The sequence below is a fragment of the Microcystis ichthyoblabe FBCC-A1114 genome (assembly GCF_050500245.1).
Classification (GTDB): domain Bacteria; phylum Cyanobacteriota; class Cyanobacteriia; order Cyanobacteriales; family Microcystaceae; genus Microcystis; species Microcystis ichthyoblabe_A.
Map to the genome: position 1 here is coordinate 127735 of NZ_CP191408.1, position 14392 is coordinate 142126.

The following is a 14392-nucleotide window of genomic DNA, read 5'->3' on the forward strand; positions in this document are numbered from 1 at the left end:
TATTATACTTCTTAATTTTTTATTTGGGTAATTAATTTTGCATGACTACTTATGTTTAAAAACATACACATAAGAGATATTCCCCCTTTTTGTGTGATTATTGGAGCTAACGGCACGGGAAAATCTACTCTATTTGATATTTTTGGTTTTCTGCGAGATGCCCTCAAAAACAACATTCGCCAAGCTTTACAAATTCGCGGCGGTTATAGAGAAATTATCACTAGAGGTCAAGAACAGGAAGATATTGAAATCGATCTGCAATTTCGCATGAAAATCTTAGATACAGAACGTCTGGTTACTTATCAAATCATAATTGGACAAAACAATAATCGCCCCGTTATCAAACGCGAAATACTTCGCTATAAAAGGGGTGAACACGGTAAACCTTTTCATTTTTTAGATTTTCAACTTGGTCAAGGATATGCTATCACCAACGAAGAAGATTTTAGCAAACCGGATAAAGAACTCGATCGAGAAGAACAACAGCTAGAATCTAACGACATACTAGCAATCAAAGGATTAGGACAATTTCAACGTTTTAAAGCCGCTACAGCCTTTCGTTCTCTGATTGAAAATTGGCACGTTTCTGACTTTCATATTAGCGAAGCTAGAGGAAGTAAAGAAATATCTTACGCTGAACACTTATCCCCCACTGGCGACAATATAGCTACAGTTGCTCAATATATTTATCAACAATATCCCGAAATTTTTCAGCAAATTCTCGAAAAAATGAAACAACGAGTTCCGGGTATTTCCTCTGTGGAAGCCAAAGAAACCGAAGACGGTCGCTTGATTTTACGTTTTCAAGATCAGGCCTTTAAAGATCCTTTTATTGATCGCTATGTTTCTGACGGGACTATGAAAATGTTCGCTTATTTAATATTACTATTCGATCCCAATCCTCATCCCCTACTCTGTGTCGAAGAACCAGAAAACCAACTTTATCCTACTTTATTAAAAGAACTAGCCGAAGAATTCGCCCACTATAGCGATCAGGGGGGTCAGGTATTTGTTTCTAGCCACTCCCCCGATTTTATCAATGCGGTTCCACTAGCTAGTATTTTCTGGCTAATTAAATCCCAAGGTATCACCCAAATCCATAGGGCTGCCGATAACGAAATCCTCAAAAACTTAGTAGCGGAAGGCGATTTACCCGGCTATCTTTGGAATCAAGGCTGGTTTGAAGGAGTAGAACCCTAATGAACTATGATATCGTATTTTTGTTAGAAGAGTCATCTATAAAAAATGTGTTAGAAGAACTTTTGCCTAAACTTATTCCCCCAGAAATAAGCTATATATGTATTAGTCATCAAGGTAAACAAGACCTAGCAAAATCTATTCCTATAAAACTCAAAGCTTTCAATAAATCTAGTCCCAATACCAAATTTATTATTGTCCATGATCAGGATTCCCACGACTGTCAAAAACTCAAAAAAGACCTAGGAGAAATTTGTCAAAATGCCAGTGATGCTCAAGTCTTAATTCGGATTATTTGCCATGAATTAGAATCTTGGTTTCTGGGAGATTTAGCAGCGGTGGCCAAGGCGTATAATTTAAATAGTCTCGGCCAAAAACAAAATAAAAGTAAATACAGAGAACCGGACCTGCTTAACTCGGCCAAACAAGAATTAAAAAAGCTAGTGAAAGAGTATTATGCAGGAACCCACTCTAAACAGATTGCCCCCCATCTTTCCCTAACTGAAAATAAATCGCGTAGTTTTCAAACTTTTATCCAAGGTATCAAAAATGTTGTGGAAATGATACAACGCCCCAATCCGAACCAGAACTAAAATAGACCTCGACCTAATATAATTAAAAGCCTGTAAACTCCTAACCAGGGTGATAATTTCTATCGATAAGATTTTTGCGCCCAAAAATATTCCCCCCGGTTTTGCCGGGGGGAAAGTGGTAAAAAAACCGCTAATCTAGCAGTTTAAGGCTAAGTCTTGGGATTCTTTTTTCAAGAGATTAACGAGGGTTTCATCCCCATTCTCTTGAGCGATTTGTAAACGACGTTCCAGACGAAGACGAATATTGCTCAGATGGACGCTAGAAAGGGTTTCCTCTTGGACGACAATAGGGGGTTTGACAACCGGCAACGGACAAGTGCTTGGGATGACTTGTCCAGCAAGATGAGGACGGGTGCTGTAGGCAACCCCACGATACTGACGATGCAGTTTCGGCTCTAATTGGAGCATATGGCGAGGATAATGGTGATTCCAGTCTTGACCTCGATATTTACCCCCGATATCTCCAGTCTTCATCTCCAAGGGGAGAGAATCCCTTTCGTACTTAACTCCTCGATAGGCTAACATAATATCACTGACTCCCTGCAATGCTTTAAAGTGACTTTAATCCCCCTTGTCGTCCCTATTTAGGGTCAACAAACGAAAAGATCTTATTTCTTATTCTGTATCTATTTTTACATTTTGTTAGGGAAATTGAAAAAACTTTATAAAAATTTAATATTTTCTGGTTGGCCATAGTATCCTTTTCCGGCTGAGTTTGGTTGCCCACCAAAGGAGCCTCTAGGGATTTGAGGATTAAGGGGGATGATTGCCAGATTTTGAGCAATTTTTAACCTCTTCAGGGATAAGATAGTGCTGGTGTCCCCTAAACATTCATCTATGAGCGGCTTTATTATCAAAATAATCTTGATATCGGCTTTAATTTCCCTGGGAATTAAATATCTTGCCCCTTTATTATCGATCGCTCCTGGTCCTCTTAACACTTTAATTCTGGTTTTTACTCCTTTTCTGCTCACGGTTTTTGCCCTCTGGAGACGGACAATAACTGATTAGGAATTTTTCTCCTTACTCATCATGACTTTTGGCAGCAGCTTCGGTTTAGTCCTGTTAGTCTTTTGTCTGTTGATTCTCTGGCAGATTCGACAGATTCTTTTATTATTATTGATGGCGATTCTTCTGGCTCAGATTTTAAATTTGGCTGTGACTTGGTGGCAGCGTCATCACCTGAAGCGTTCCTACGCCCTAATTATCACCCTTTTTGGCTTCTTTATTGGTATTATCGGTATTTTTTTAGTAATTATACCCGCTTTAGTCCAACAATTTCGCCAATTATTTAGTTTATTACCCCAAGCGATAGAAAGACTCTGGGGACAAGTGCATCGTCTTGAGGATTATCTCGATCCTAGTCTGGCCACTGTCTTTCCAGACTTTAAAACGCTGCTGGCTCAATTACAACCCCTAATTAACCAAATTGCTGGCCGGGGTTTGAGCATTTTTTACGGTACTTTTGGCATTATCCTCAGCTTACTGCTAATTATTGCCCTGAGCTTGATGATTCTCGCCGATCCTGCCGCTTACTACCGTTGCTTTCTGCGTTTATTTCCCGCTTTCTACCGTTCTAGGGTACGATCGATCCTAGAACACTGCGATCGAGATTTAAAAGCTTGGCTAAAAGGGATTTTCTGTCATATGTTGATTATGACCTTGGGCAGTTGTTTGGGTCTATCCCTGATTGGCATTCCCCTCGCTTTTTCCCAATCTATTCTCGCAGGATTTCTCACCTTTATCCCCAACCTCGGGCCGGTTCTAAGCACGATTTTACCCTTTTCTATCGCCCTTCTGGAAGCTCCCTGGCAATCCTGGGCGGTTTTACTACTCTACAGCAGTATTTATCTGTTAATTCAGTATTTCGACCATCATCCACCGTTGCCCATTTTAACAGTGCGGTCGCTCAAGCTCTTACCCGCTTTTACCCTGTTGGCCCAGTTGTTTTTTGCCTCGATTTTTGGCTTTTTAGGGCTATTTCTGGCGGTTCCCCTGACGCTTATCGGTCGTATTTGGCTAAAGGAAGCTTTGATCGAGGATATTCTCAATCATTGGCGGACTGGGAATAAAAAATCTTAAACTGGGGATCTAGGATTCGAACCTAGGAAATGGCGGGACCAAAACCCGCTGCCTTACCGCTTGGCTAATCCCCATTGGACAGACCTTTTTAATATTAGCATTTATCTCCCCGGTTTTGTCAAGAAGTTGATAAAAATTTTTTACTTCGGGATTGAGAGACGCTATAAACAAGGGAATAGAGGGATTAAGGAGAAAAATCTATGGATAATAGCGCACAAAACTGGTACATTGTCCAGGAAAATACGGGAATTTGTCAGATTATAGCCCTAGAAAACGGAAAAACCCCAGTTAATGGTCAATACTGGGGTCCTTTTGCCGAGCGGGGAGAAGCGCTCGCCCGTCGGGTGGGTTTAATTCGAGCGGGCAAATGTCAACCTATTGTTTAGCGGTATTGGTGGGCGTTTTCTTACCTTCCGCGATTTCTTTTTCCAAGATTTCAAAAGCTTTCTTGAATTGAGGATCCTGGAAAGTTCCCACCCGATCCCGTTCCTGTTGAAGATTTTTGCGCTCTTCCTCGCTCAGTTCCGACTCCACATCCGGATGAATACCATCTTTATTGATGTCGCGTCCGTCGGGGGTGAGATACTTGGCAATTGTCACCGCTAATCCGGAACCGTCACTAAGACTGCGTACCGATTGCACTAATCCCTTACCAAAGGTTTTCGTACCGACAATAACCGCCCGATCATGATCCTGTAAAGCTCCGGAGAGAATTTCACTGGCACTAGCGGAACCACCATCGACGAGAACAACTAGAGGTTTATTAGTCAAAGCTTGATTGTTGGCCCGTTGACGTTCCGTCACCCCTTTGCGATCGACCGTAGAGACAATTAAACCATCGGGTATCCACATCCGAGCGATTTCGATGCTGGCGTAGAGTAAACCGCCGGGGTTGGAACGCAGATCGAGAATATAACCCTTCACCTGTTCAGCTTCCAATTCGCGAATCGCTTGACTCATATCGCCACTAGCTTGGGCGCTAAATTGATTGAGACGGATATAACCGACTTTACCGATCGGGGTGTTTTCTGTGTGGGCGCGTACCGGGTGAATTTCAATTTTAGCCCGGGTAAGAGTCAATTCTTTCTTCTCCTCACCCCGTTGAATCGTGATCTTAACGCTTGTCCCCACTTTGCCTCGGATCATGCTCACCGCTTGATCGAGTTCCATGTCTGCGGTAGATTTACCATCGATAGCGATAATCACATCTTTGGGCAGCACACCAGCTTTAGAAGCGGGAGTATCTTCAATGGGTGAAACCACGACTAACTGCTTGGTTTTCTCATCTTTGGTCAATTGAATCCCTACCCCGGTCAATTCTCCCGATGTATCGATTCTCATATTGTTAAACTCTTTGGGATCCATAAAACGGGTATAGGGATCATTGAGAGTTTTCAACATCTCGCGGATAGCGGTGTATGCTTCCTCTTGATTTTTGTAGGAACGATTTAAATACTGATTGCGGATGGCGTTCCAGTCCGATTGATTAAAAGTGCCATCTAAATAAGTGCGGTTGATGATCTGCCAAACCTCATCAACGGTTTCCTTGGGACTTTCCTGAAAAAAAGCTTGACTTTGGGAGAGTCGGAATCCCGCCCCCGTGACGGCGACGGTAGACAGGACCACTGCTGTAGCACCGAGAACAAGTCCGCGTTTGTTGATAACCATAGGTAATTTTCGGATAAATTAGGCTGTTCTTGCCGGAACGCTCTTTCGGGCTGACCGTCGAAATATCTTGGCAAAAAGGAGCGTTTAGGTTTACTGGAGACAGACAAAAGAACGCCTGTAGACTACTACTGTTATAACATTTATTATCTCTTTCTTTGTCAAACTGGTTATTTGAGTAGCGATCGAGTTGCCAGCAGCCCACCTCGCGACCTAAGATAGGGTTGGCTGAATAATGGTAAAAACCTTACAGGAAAGGGCTTTTAGGTTGATTGAGAGCTTCCCAAATGCACTTAAATCTGCTAGAATCTCTTAAAACCCTTGCATCACCCTTGCATCTTCTCTAATTAGTGCTAATGTACCGTAAAAGTGAGTTACCCTCAACCCCACCAGAAAACTTCGAGCTGCCCTTTGAGGGGAAATTATCCCAAGATAATCGTTGGGTAATTATGGCCAACCTCATTCCCTGGTCAGAATTTGAAGCGGGATACGCATCACTTTTTTCAGAAGAAATGGGCGCACCAGCCAAAACATTTAGGATAGCAATGTCCGCCTTAATTAGGGTTTGCTGAAAAAGCTTTTCCTGGGGGCAGGGTGTGGGGTGTGGGGTGTGGGGTTTTACCGATTTTGAGGTAGTCAGTTACCTAATTTTCAGGGAAAAAGTACCTGAATTTTCTCCCCGATCTCCGCAACGGCTGGCACTTTTTGAGGGAAAAAAAGTCTAAAAGTCTTATCCAACAAGGTTTTTAGATTTATTCAGCCAGCGCTAATTAATTTCTAAAAAATCTTGCAATTTTTTTAGATAAGTAGGGGCATCTTCTAACATGGGAAAGTGAGCGGTATTAGCCATCTCCACATACTGGATATTATTATTCAAATCCGCCGCCATTTTACCCATTTTGGCGGGGATAATAATATCTTTTTCCCCTGATACTAAAAGAGTTGGTATTTTAATCTCGGCAAATTTACCCGGCATAATTTCCACTGCTTTTTTACTCACAGATGTATAAATTGTGCCTAGGGCTGCCTCATAATCCGCCGCTAAAAAATCTTCTAAAAAAGCAATTCTTTCTGATTTTGGGATCGATCGATGCAAAAATCTCGCCATAAATAATCGATCGGCAAAAGGTACTTTTAAAAACCAATCATAACGAAACTGTACCACATACTTACCGAATTTATGAAAGGCAGTAAAAGCCGCCTTGTCCCTGTGGAGAAACCCGGTTTCTTTGTCTATAGAGCGATCGCAATTAGCCCTAAACCAATCTAACAGGTAGGTTGACTGGCGCGATTAGTTTAAGTTTAGACATAATTGTGTTAATTATGTTTTTTTAATGCAGATGAATAGCTTGGCAATAAGGCTATCATCAATTATAATTAAAATCAATAAAAACAGATCAGCGATATTTGAGAATAATTGTAATTATGAAATTTGTGTTAAGTTCTCAAAATGTTTATGACTATTTAATCGACCAAAAAATCTGCGATCGCTCACAAGAAAATCCGGGAGTAGAGCAGATTCAGGCTAAAAATTTTAACTTATTAGTGACTTTACCAGAGGGGCGAAAGTTACTGGTTAAACAAGAACAATTTATTAATTTAGAAAAGGAAACGGTGGGTGAGTTTTTTGGGGAATGGCGAATCCCCAAATTTCTAGAGAACTTTCCTGAAATTGACCATTGGCGTAGTTTTCTGCCAGAATTACTGCTCCACGATGCTGATAACTCAATTTTAGTTTCTACTTATCTGGATAATTATCAGGATTTAGCAGAGTTTTATTCTAAAGAGAATCTCTTTCCAGCTCAGGTTGCTACTCAAATCGGCGGTTGTTTGGCGACAATTCACCGTGATACCTGGAATCAGAGTATTTATCGGGAATTTTTTGTCAAAGAAGAGTTTGCTGGAAAACCGAAAGTATCTCCGCTATTATTAGAGAGTTTGGAAAGGATCGGTCCTGAAATTTTTGGTATGGCTCCGATGGATGGATTGAAATTTTTTGCACTTTATCAACGATATGATAGCTTAGGAGAAGCAGTTCATCGAGCCAGTGAAACTATTTCTCCTGTTTGTCTGACTCACAATGACATCAAGCTCAATAATATTCTTCTGAATCGAAACTGGGAAGATATTAATGGAAATGGGATCCGGTTGATTGATTGGGAAAGGTCTGATTGGGGAGATCCAGCATTTGATTTGGGAATGGCGATCGCTAGTTATCTACAAATTTGGTTGGGTAGCTTGGTGATTAGTAATTCTCTCAGTATTGAAGAATCTTTGCGACTAGCCACTACTCCCCTAGAATTGCTGCAGCCATCTATCGGTGGGTTAACTTTAGCTTATTTAGAAACTTTCCCAGAAATCTTAGAATATCGTCCTGATTTCTTAAAGCAAGTAGTCCAGTTGGCCGGTTTTTCTTTAATTATTGCAATTTTAGCAATGGTTCAGTATCAAAAAATCTTTAATAATACCGGAATTGCTATGCTTCAGGTAGCCAAGGCTTTGTTATGTCGTCCTGAATCATCAATGTCCACGATTTTTGGGGCTACTGCTACGCAGTTAAATCAGATAAATTCTTCTGTTGTTGGCCAAGTTTAATATCGTTGAGTATCTTGAAAAATTATGTCATTACTTAATTCTCAATTCCATCATTTAGCCCCTGAGGTTAGAGGTCGGTTAAAGGAAGCTTTGTTAGATATTGTTGAAAATCTCGAAATTTCCGCTGATTTTTCGATCCGTCATCCTAACTATCAACCCTGGGAAATGCCGGCTGAGATGTTGTCTCGGATTCAGGCTTTACCGAAGGAAATACAGGATAAATATATGAGCTTACAGTTGAGGAGTTTTCTTTATGGCATTTATTATAATGGGTCGATGCAAGCATCGCAAGCATTAGGTTCTGAGAATAAGGGTCAGCAATTAGATTTGGAGAATAATAGTTTTGCTGGCGTAGCTATGGACTTTTATTTACAGTTGGAAGAAGCGAACAAGGGGAAGGGATATTTTGATTCGGGTTGGTCAATTTTGAGAGAGGAAACCGATGGCAGTTTGGCTGTGACTAAGGGCGGTTTGCGACTGCATATCCAACGGGAAAAGCATCTTCAAGAGTCTGAGCAAGCGGCGGCAGTGGGGGGTGTTGTGTCAATTTTGATGCCTAAGAATTTTGTACAAAATGGCTTTTATATGGCGGTGGGTAATGCCGGTTTACAGAGAGAGGAAGCGATGGTGCGGCTCTATTTTAATGTTACTCCCGAAGGCGCGGTGGCTGTGATGACTGGGTTGACTGAAAGGTTAAATGAGAGGGGGATTCCTTTTAGTTTTAAGGCTTTATATAATCCAGTTGATTATCAACGATATGATGCTGGGGTGCTTTATTTTGGCAAAACAGATTATGAGTTGGTGAGGCAGGTTGTGGCTAATGTTTATCAGCAGAATCAGTCTGTTTTTAAGCCTGAAATACCTTTATTTACTCTGGAGTTAGCACCGGGATTGGGGTTAGCGGAGGAACCGGACAAAAAGTTTGGCAGTGAGGAAAGTTTTGGGATGAATCGCTGTCAGATTATAGCCAATGGGTTGTTGATGGCTTGGCAACAGGAGGACAATTCTGCGGCGGGTCGGATTGCTGCTATTTCTGAGCAGTTTTCTGGGTTGGGGATTGATTGGCAGCGTCCTTATTTGAATGCTGATTCTGAGGATGTTTATCAGGGATTAGAGTTGGCAAGCTGATGCTAAGAGAAAATCAGAAACCGGGTTTTTACTATTTTCCTGAGTTATTCTGGGTAAAGCATAGAAAAAACCCCGGTTTCTTTCTTGGCGCAGAACTCGGAGACTCAGAAACCGGGTTTCTTTTTCGGGTAAAATAGGCTTATCGCCTTGCTTTTACTCTGGTTGGCAAAAGCGACCTGTGACTCGCTCATATTCATCTTCCAGTAACCACATAAGACTTTCTTCGTAAGTATCGCTGGTAAAGATAGATTGATAGTTTTGTGCGGGATTTTGAATCGAGAATTTACCGGATTGTTCTTTAACTAACATCAGAATATAGGGGGGTGAAAGCCAAGGATCTACCCAGATTTCGGCAAATTCCCATTGTGTTTTTTCTGTTGGCGTAATTTGCGTTTTTGCGTTTTCAGGATTTTGTGGTGCGCGGTCTGGTACGAGGTATGACATGATATTTTCCTGTGCTTTTTTTTATTTTTATTTCTCCATAGTGGAGAGGGATTCTCGTTCCATCTAATTTTAGGATATACCCAATTGGTTCGGCAAAAAATAATCCATAGCGTTCGTATTTGTCTTCTGAATCTGCTGCTCCCGTTCTCTCTCCTCTTTGCTTAATTTCCTCTGCCACTCTCTCCATTGTCTGGCGATTGTTAAACAAATAGACGATTCCTTCGATTTCCAGTTCTCTTTGGGATTTTTCGGTTTCGGGTAAATGTTTGTCAATCAGACTGGTTCGGTTTTCTAGATATATTTCTCTGTTAATACCACTCATGTGATTTGTTTAACTAGCCATCTTACTATAACAAAAAGCGGTAAGGGTCGCTATGCCGTCAGGCTTATCGCCTATCTTAAAATAAAGTAGCAATCGGCCCATCGCTAAAGTTTAGTCTCATTAGGGCATAGGGCTATTTTTTTGACCCACCACCCCCCGAACCCAGGGGAGAGAGATACAAAAAAGACATAATTGTGCTAGTTCTGTCTCAAAAACAAAGCTCGGTGATACGAAATCATGGGAATTTGCGGTCATAATCTACATGAAATTACGGTGTTTTGGTCGGTGAATTTGAGACATAATTGTGCTAGTTAGATGAACCTTAAAGTTGCTCAAGCTATTGTCATTATTTGAGAGTTAGGCAACAATAAGAATCGCCAATTCAAAAATGAAACGCATCAACCTCAAGAGTTGACAAAGAAAGGCTCATCAGGTACTGTCTGATCATTAACAAAAACAAATCAGACCCAAAATGAGCCACCAACATCTTAACATAGAACAAAGAAACTTGCTCTACCAACTTAGTCAGGAGGGAAATTTATCTCAACGGCAAATGGCCGTCTGGCTCGGATGTCATCAAAGCACAATATCACGGGAATTAAAAAGGAATCAAAGTTCTCTTGGCTGCTATCTACCTGACACAGCACAAGCTGAAAGCGAGACAAGGCGAAAAAATGCCAAACAACCCTTTAAAAATGTCAGCGAGTCAGCCTTAGAGTTGGTCAAAGAAGGATTGAAAGATTATCATAGTCCCGAACAAATAGCAGGTCGTCTGAAAAGAGCCAGTCAAGAATCTCTCAGTCACGAAACCATCTATCAAATGATCTATCAGAACTATCACGGATGTGGAGAGTACCAGAAATATTTACGCCGGGGGCTTTGTCAAAGAAAGAGTCGAGGCGGAGCAAAAAGTAAGCGTGGAGGGATTCCAGGGCGTGTAGATATCAGCGAGCGACCAGTAATTGCTGACCAGAAAACTGAAATCGGTCATTGGGAAAGTGACACAATGATTGGAGGCAATCATCTAGGAGTTCTCGTTACTCATGTAGATAAAGCCTCGAAATTTTTAGTAGCAGGATTAGCCAAAAACAAAACCGCATCGGAAATCAATAGAGTCACAGAAAAACTTTTTCAAGAGATTCACCCTGACAAAAGAAAAACCTTTACTTGTGACAACGGCAAAGAATTTTGTGGACATCAAGAGTTGAGTCAGAAACTAGGAGCAGATTTTTATTTTGCTACTCCTTATCATTCGTGGGAGAGGGGATTAAACGAGCATACCAATGGACTGTTAAGACAATTTTTCCCTAAGGGAACGAATTTTAAAATCGTTAAGCCAGAGGAGGTGGAAAGAGCCGTAAACTTGATTAACAATCGTCCTCGAAAATGTCTTGACTATCGTACCCCGAATGAGGTATTCTATAAAGGTAGATCAGACAGTGATGCAATTCAGACTTGAATTGGCCAATTATAGGGAAAGGAAGAGCATAATTAATCTGATTACCTCAAAGTAAAACTTATTCCAAGAGGAAACGAAAATGGCTAACATTACTATTTCTGATTTACGTCCTGCTGGTGCAGATTTGTTCTCCGATTCTGAGAGTTACCTTACTGACTTGACCGAGTCGGAAACGCTTGGTACATTAGGTGGCGCTGGTTCTATCACTATTTGTTGGCAAGATAAAACAACCCGAATGCGCTCTATCTCTATTTGTTGGGATTAGAAAAACTCCAGGTTCTTGTTAAGAAACTAGCCCAGTTTTTACTAAAATCTCTCTATCATCCAGTTAGGTTGACCTGACTGGATTATATTCGTGTTAGTGCTATTCATCCCAAATTACTGACAACTGACACTGACTCAATTTGATTGATAATCCACTCGCCAAACAACTCTGAAACAATTTGATAGCGTAACTTATTATCTAACTCGGCCTGAAAGATCTCCTCCACCAAAATCAAATGCACTCCCTTAGAAGTCACAATCGGTTTAAGAACCTCTGGTGGTGTCGCCGCAAAAACAGCCGATGAAATCTCTGACTTCAAATCTTTACGAGACAATATTCCTCGATATCCTCCTTTTCGGCGTAACTCCTTATCCTCAATATACTTGTGAGTCACATCATAGAAACTCATTTCCCCTTCCTGAATAGAATAAAATAATTCCATCGCTAAATCTTCGTCTTCTAACACCACTTCATACATCACTACCCCAGCATAATCTAATTGATTTTCATAAAAGTAAGGCTCAACTTTTTCGGCAAATAGATGAGTCATCAACTTTTCGGAAATAACGGTGATGTAGGCAATTTCTTCTAAATCATCTACAGACAAATGGTGTTTCTCTAGCCAAGCAAAAGTTTCTTGTACGCCACGAAGTTTCTGAAGAAGTCTAAGAGTATCCGCCGCTTGCTGAAGTTCCTCATTATCCACAGTTATCCCGGCTTCCGTAGCTGCATCAGTAATAATCTGACGACTAACAATGGACTGGATTAAATCGGGTATTTGAAGAGATAGCTTAACTTGTTTCAGAATATCTTCAGCAGTAATGGTAATAGATTGTGACATAATCTTTCTCCGGGTAATCAAAACATTTTTATGGATTCCCGCAATTCGCGGGAATGACAGGCCCTCGAACAAAAGCTTTCTAAAATTCTAAACCTCCTTTTTGTAACTTCTTGAATGGGTCAAGAATAAAATCAATAACGCGACGCTGACGCACCACCACCTCAGCCGTAGCCGTATCTCCCGGACGTAATGGAATACAGTCATTAGCACTAGGAATACAAGTTTTATTTAACTCAATTTCTAGTTCATAAATTGCTACTCGTCCCTGAGATGTTTCTTGCATTTTGGTGGTTGGGGAAATTTTAATTAAACTTCCATCAACTACGCCATAGTCCTGAAAAGGATAAGCATCAAACTTCATCTTAACCGCCATTCCTTTCTGTAATGAACCACTTTGTGTAGTGGCCATTTCTGCTTTCAATAAAATATCCGCTTTTTGGGGCGCTATTTCTACAATCATTCCTCCTTGTTGTACCACATCTCCCACCCCAGTAATCGGCAAACTAAAAATAGTGGCTCCTTCTTGGGCTCTAACAATCCGTTTCTCTAACTCAAACTTCAAAGAATCAATTTCTTTCTTTGTTTGCGTCACCTCAGATTTAAGACTACTGATTTGGCTATCCAAACTTTTTAGCTGTTCTTGAATTTTAGACAGAGCAATTTCCCCCGCATGAGTAAGGGTTTGAACACTATTCTCTTGCTCGGCTAAACGCAACTTCGCTTGCTCAATGTCCGCTTCCCCTTGATTAACAATTCTCTGATAAATCCTCTTTTGTTCGATTAATCGTAACTCCGCTTGCTCAATATCCGCCTTCCCTTGATTAACAATTCTCTCATAACTGCTTTTCTGCTCTTCTAATCGCAGTCTGGCTTGCTCAATATCTGCTTGACTTTGCTTCCAAATACTTTGTCTTTCATCGGCGATATTTTCCTGTTCAACGACCCGAACTTCCGCTATCACCCCATTATGGAAAAGATTCTGGTAACGTTCGACTTCCCTCAAGGCTTTTTGTAAGCGCAATTCTGCTAAATTATAAGCGGTGTTGCTATCCTCTAACTGTTGTTTGGCTTGGGCAACTTGAGTCAGTTTCTCTTCTCTTTGTAAATTTAAGGTTCTTCTGAGTGCTGCCAGATTTTGCTCCGCTTGAGCAATTTGAGTCAGTTTTTCCTGTTCTTGCAAATTGTATGTTGTCTTAAGAGACTGAAAGGTTTGTCGAGCTTGTTCTACCTGAGATAGTTTCTCTAATTGTTGGGACTGATTTTGCCGTTCTTGGGTACGCAGTTCGGTTTCTAGTTGATTTTTTTGTTGCTTTAGTGCATTCAGCCGATTATTTTGACTTTGTAGTTGAATTTGCAGTTGGGTAATTCGCTCACGAATAGGGAGACTGTCCAGTTCCATTAAAATATCCCCAGCTTTTACCATGTCTCCTTCTTCAATATTTAGCATTTCAACTTTAGCCGTTTGGGAATTAAGAGCCGCAGATGTATAGGTTAAATTTAGCTTTTGCTTAATTGTACCACCTTGCGGTTCTAACCGTCCCCTAGCACTACCCGTTTCATCTACCCGAGACAACATTCCCCAAGGCAAAGCGATCGCCACAAAAACGATTAAAAAATAGAGCAGTCCTCGCGTCCACCGCTGAGGTAACGCATCCAACAGTTCCTTTGTGGCAAAAGACCAATCCGCCGAAGAATTTAGGTTACTTCCTGGTAGATTTTGGTCGCTTTTACGACCATTTAAGTCTGCTTGGTTAATCTCATTAAACTGGGTCATAATTTATGAAAATCTTGCTCAGATTTA

15 protein-coding genes, 1 tRNA gene and 2 pseudogenes are annotated in these 14392 nt (G+C 41.0%); 10 read left to right on the forward strand and 8 right to left on the reverse strand.

The annotated features are described in order from the left end of the window. Nucleotides 1-51 precede the first annotated feature (51 nt). Both ACQY1Y_RS00590 and ACQY1Y_RS00595 read left to right on the forward strand, forming a co-directional pair. Nucleotides 52-1200 carry an AAA family ATPase gene (locus ACQY1Y_RS00590; protein WP_430013758.1) on the forward strand — a complete coding sequence of 383 codons (1149 nt, stop codon included), beginning with the start codon at nt 52-54 and terminating at the stop codon, nt 1198-1200. Further along, the gene (locus tag ACQY1Y_RS00595; RefSeq protein WP_430013759.1) at nt 1200-1790 is read left to right on the forward strand and encodes a DUF4276 family protein; all 591 of its coding nucleotides are present in this window, start codon (nt 1200-1202) and stop codon (nt 1788-1790) included. The genes ACQY1Y_RS00590 and ACQY1Y_RS00595 overlap by 1 nt, the downstream gene beginning before the upstream one ends. Nucleotides 1791-1925: 135 nt before the next feature. On the opposite strand, the gene ACQY1Y_RS00600 is transcribed toward ACQY1Y_RS00595, so the two are convergent. After that, entirely contained in the window at nt 1926-2318 is a 393-nt protein-coding gene (locus tag ACQY1Y_RS00600) for a DUF4278 domain-containing protein (RefSeq protein ID WP_024970527.1), read from the reverse strand. A 309-nt stretch (nt 2319-2627) separates the two neighbouring features. Here ACQY1Y_RS00600 and ACQY1Y_RS00605 point away from each other — a divergent pair, with 309 nt between their 5' ends. After that, nucleotides 2628-2801: a hypothetical protein gene (locus tag ACQY1Y_RS00605; protein ID WP_199309408.1), complete on the forward strand. Its 174-nt coding sequence runs from the start codon at nt 2628-2630 to the stop codon at nt 2799-2801. Nucleotides 2802-2822: 21 nt separating this feature from the next. Then, complete coding sequence (locus tag ACQY1Y_RS00610) at nt 2823-3872, forward strand: AI-2E family transporter (RefSeq protein WP_430013760.1); 1050 nt, start codon at nt 2823-2825, stop codon at nt 3870-3872. Between the two features lies 1 nt (nt 3873). On the opposite strand, the gene ACQY1Y_RS00615 is transcribed toward ACQY1Y_RS00610, so the two are convergent. Beyond that, nucleotides 3874-3946: transfer RNA gene (locus tag ACQY1Y_RS00615), tRNA-Gln, on the reverse strand. A 126-nt stretch (nt 3947-4072) separates the two neighbouring features. Between ACQY1Y_RS00615 and ACQY1Y_RS00620 the strand changes: the two genes are divergently transcribed. Then, complete coding sequence (locus ACQY1Y_RS00620) at nt 4073-4258, forward strand: hypothetical protein (protein ID WP_430013761.1); 186 nt, start codon at nt 4073-4075, stop codon at nt 4256-4258. Here the strand turns inward: ACQY1Y_RS00620 and ctpC are convergent. Beyond that, nucleotides 4248-5540 (reverse strand): carboxyl-terminal processing protease CtpC, encoded by a 1293-nt coding sequence (gene ctpC, locus ACQY1Y_RS00625; protein ID WP_002745181.1) that lies wholly within the window; start codon nt 5538-5540, stop codon nt 4248-4250. The genes ACQY1Y_RS00620 and ctpC overlap by 11 nt on opposite strands. 353 nt (nt 5541-5893) lie before the next feature. Between ctpC and ACQY1Y_RS00630 the strand changes: the two are divergent. After that, nucleotides 5894-6097 (forward strand): annotated as a pseudogene (locus ACQY1Y_RS00630) (IS5/IS1182 family transposase); the annotation flags it as partial. Between the two features lie 206 nt (nt 6098-6303). Here the strand turns inward: ACQY1Y_RS00630 and ACQY1Y_RS00635 are convergent. Continuing rightward, nucleotides 6304-6744: pseudogene (locus ACQY1Y_RS00635) on the reverse strand (alpha/beta fold hydrolase); the annotation flags it as partial. A 218-nt stretch (nt 6745-6962) separates the two neighbouring features. Here ACQY1Y_RS00635 and ACQY1Y_RS00640 point away from each other — a divergent pair. Both ACQY1Y_RS00640 and ACQY1Y_RS00645 read left to right on the forward strand, forming a co-directional pair. After that, nucleotides 6963-8132: a phosphotransferase gene (locus ACQY1Y_RS00640; RefSeq protein WP_430013762.1), complete on the forward strand. Its 1170-nt coding sequence runs from the start codon at nt 6963-6965 to the stop codon at nt 8130-8132. A 24-nt stretch (nt 8133-8156) separates the two neighbouring features. Continuing rightward, nucleotides 8157-9260: a T3SS effector HopA1 family protein gene (locus ACQY1Y_RS00645; protein ID WP_430013763.1), complete on the forward strand. Its 1104-nt coding sequence runs from the start codon at nt 8157-8159 to the stop codon at nt 9258-9260. A 153-nt stretch (nt 9261-9413) separates the two neighbouring features. Here ACQY1Y_RS00645 and ACQY1Y_RS00650 read toward each other — a convergent pair whose 3' ends face one another. Together ACQY1Y_RS00650 and ACQY1Y_RS00655 are read right to left on the reverse strand one after the other, a co-directional pair. Beyond that, on the reverse strand, nt 9414-9704 hold the full coding sequence (locus tag ACQY1Y_RS00650; protein ID WP_002737941.1) for a hypothetical protein: 291 nt from the start codon (nt 9702-9704) through the stop codon (nt 9414-9416). Continuing rightward, the gene (locus ACQY1Y_RS00655) at nt 9664-10026 is read right to left on the reverse strand and encodes a DUF6972 family protein (protein WP_002738203.1); all 363 of its coding nucleotides are present in this window, start codon (nt 10024-10026) and stop codon (nt 9664-9666) included. The genes ACQY1Y_RS00650 and ACQY1Y_RS00655 overlap by 41 nt, the downstream gene beginning before the upstream one ends. A 472-nt stretch (nt 10027-10498) precedes the next feature. Here ACQY1Y_RS00655 and ACQY1Y_RS00660 point away from each other — a divergent pair, with 472 nt between their 5' ends. Next, complete coding sequence (locus ACQY1Y_RS00660) at nt 10499-11485, forward strand: IS30-like element ISMae39 family transposase (protein WP_002732932.1); 987 nt, start codon at nt 10499-10501, stop codon at nt 11483-11485. A 79-nt stretch (nt 11486-11564) separates the two neighbouring features. Beyond that, nucleotides 11565-11750: a hypothetical protein gene (locus ACQY1Y_RS00665; protein ID WP_430013764.1), complete on the forward strand. Its 186-nt coding sequence runs from the start codon at nt 11565-11567 to the stop codon at nt 11748-11750. Nucleotides 11751-11853: 103 nt separating this feature from the next. Here ACQY1Y_RS00665 and ACQY1Y_RS00670 read toward each other — a convergent pair whose 3' ends face one another. Beyond that, on the reverse strand, nt 11854-12591 hold the full coding sequence (locus ACQY1Y_RS00670) for a peptidylprolyl isomerase (protein ID WP_430013765.1): 738 nt from the start codon (nt 12589-12591) through the stop codon (nt 11854-11856). Nucleotides 12592-12670: 79 nt separating this feature from the next. Then, nucleotides 12671-14365, reverse strand: a complete 1695-nt coding sequence (locus ACQY1Y_RS00675) for an HlyD family efflux transporter periplasmic adaptor subunit (RefSeq protein ID WP_430013766.1) — start codon at nt 14363-14365, stop codon at nt 12671-12673. Nucleotides 14366-14392: the final 27 nt, after the last annotated feature.

Bases quoted from the DNA above. Each gene is read 5' to 3' on its own strand.
- ACQY1Y_RS00655 (WP_002738203.1), bottom strand. From the start codon at position 10,026: ATGAGTGGTATTAACAGAGAAATATATCTAGAAAACCGAACCAGTCTG.
- ACQY1Y_RS00590 (WP_430013758.1), top strand. From the start codon at position 52: ATGTTTAAAAACATACACATAAGAGATATTCCCCCTTTTTGTGTGATT.
- ACQY1Y_RS00660 (WP_002732932.1), top strand. From the start codon at position 10,499: ATGAGCCACCAACATCTTAACATAGAACAAAGAAACTTGCTCTACCAA.
- ACQY1Y_RS00645 (WP_430013763.1), top strand. From the start codon at position 8,157: ATGTCATTACTTAATTCTCAATTCCATCATTTAGCCCCTGAGGTTAGA.
- ACQY1Y_RS00640 (WP_430013762.1), top strand. From the start codon at position 6,963: ATGAAATTTGTGTTAAGTTCTCAAAATGTTTATGACTATTTAATCGAC.
- ACQY1Y_RS00670 (WP_430013765.1), bottom strand. From the start codon at position 12,591: ATGTCACAATCTATTACCATTACTGCTGAAGATATTCTGAAACAAGTT.
- ACQY1Y_RS00610 (WP_430013760.1), top strand. From the start codon at position 2,823: ATGACTTTTGGCAGCAGCTTCGGTTTAGTCCTGTTAGTCTTTTGTCTG.
- ACQY1Y_RS00665 (WP_430013764.1), top strand. From the start codon at position 11,565: ATGGCTAACATTACTATTTCTGATTTACGTCCTGCTGGTGCAGATTTG.
- ACQY1Y_RS00595 (WP_430013759.1), top strand. From the start codon at position 1,200: ATGAACTATGATATCGTATTTTTGTTAGAAGAGTCATCTATAAAAAAT.
- ACQY1Y_RS00675 (WP_430013766.1), bottom strand. From the start codon at position 14,365: ATGACCCAGTTTAATGAGATTAACCAAGCAGACTTAAATGGTCGTAAA.
- ACQY1Y_RS00605 (WP_199309408.1), top strand. From the start codon at position 2,628: ATGAGCGGCTTTATTATCAAAATAATCTTGATATCGGCTTTAATTTCC.
- ACQY1Y_RS00620 (WP_430013761.1), top strand. From the start codon at position 4,073: ATGGATAATAGCGCACAAAACTGGTACATTGTCCAGGAAAATACGGGA.
- ACQY1Y_RS00650 (WP_002737941.1), bottom strand. From the start codon at position 9,704: ATGTCATACCTCGTACCAGACCGCGCACCACAAAATCCTGAAAACGCA.
- ctpC (WP_002745181.1), bottom strand. From the start codon at position 5,540: ATGGTTATCAACAAACGCGGACTTGTTCTCGGTGCTACAGCAGTGGTC.